Here is a 990-nt window from a genome sequence, read left to right on the forward strand (position 1 = left end):
AGCTCGCCGCGACCATGAAGGGCCAGAACCACTTCCAGCGGCTCGGCCTCACCGAACAGACCGAAGGCAGCGCGGTGAAGATCGCCTACTTCCGCCTGGCCAAGCTCTACCACCCGGACACCCTGCCCCCGGGCGCCCCCCAGGAGCTGGAGAAGCTCAAGGCGGAGGTCTTCGCGTACATCGGCGACGCCTACCGGGCCCTCTCCGACGACAAGAGCCGCGCGGCCTACATCGAGGAGCTCAAGAGCGGCGGCGGCGACGGCGTGGACGTCCAGGCCATCCTCCAGGCGGAGGAGCTCTTCCAGAAGTCCTGCATCCTGGTGAAGGCGCGCAAATACCCGGAAGCCGTGAAGATGCTCAACGACGCCATCGCCCTCAACGCGGAGGAGCCCGAGTTCTTCGCCTGGCGGGGCTATGCGCGCTTCCTCGCCGCCCCGGACAAGAAGGCCGCCCAGCCGGAGGCCTTCCGCGAAATCCAGGCCGCCATCAAGCGCAACGAGCGCTGCGCCCCCGCCCACTACTTCCTGGGCGTCATCGCCAAGCTGTGCGGCGACGCGACCGGAGCCCTCAAGCACTTCAAGCGGACGGTCGAGCTGCAACCCGACCACATTGATGCGATGCGAGAGGTCCGCATGGCGTCGCAAAAGAAGTAGGGTGCGCGCCTTTTCAAGGAGACCCCCCATGCCCCTCACCGGGAAAGAACGCCGCCACCTGCGGGCCCTCGGCCACCACCTGGAGCCGGTGGTCATCGTCGGCTCGTCCGGCGTCACCGAGGGCGTCATCGCCGCCATCGAGCAGGCGCTGAACGACCACGAGCTCATCAAGGTGAAGATCAACGAAGGCCCGGAAGGCCGCCACGAAGGCGCTGACGCCATCGCCGAGGCCACCGGCTCGGAGCTCGCGCAGCTGCTGGGCCGCACCGCCCTCTTCTTCAAGCGCCGCAAGCAGAAGTCCCGCTTCGAGGACGTCCTCAAGGGCCCCCATGAGCCC

General features: G+C 67.8%; 2 protein-coding genes. Both read left to right on the plus strand.

Features of this window, described 5'->3' with window-relative positions; genetic code table 11:
* A partial coding sequence (locus D7X55_RS39705; protein ID WP_147470434.1) for a DnaJ domain-containing protein occupies positions 1 to 653 on the plus strand: 653 nt, incomplete at its 5' end.
* Between the two features lie 28 nt (positions 654 to 681).
* On the plus strand, positions 682 to 990 hold a 309-nt coding region (gene yhbY, locus D7X55_RS39710; protein ID WP_121725709.1), incomplete at its 3' end, for a ribosome assembly RNA-binding protein YhbY.

Source organism: Corallococcus sp. AB049A, assembly GCF_003668885.1.
Lineage (GTDB): Bacteria > Myxococcota > Myxococcia > Myxococcales > Myxococcaceae > Corallococcus > Corallococcus interemptor.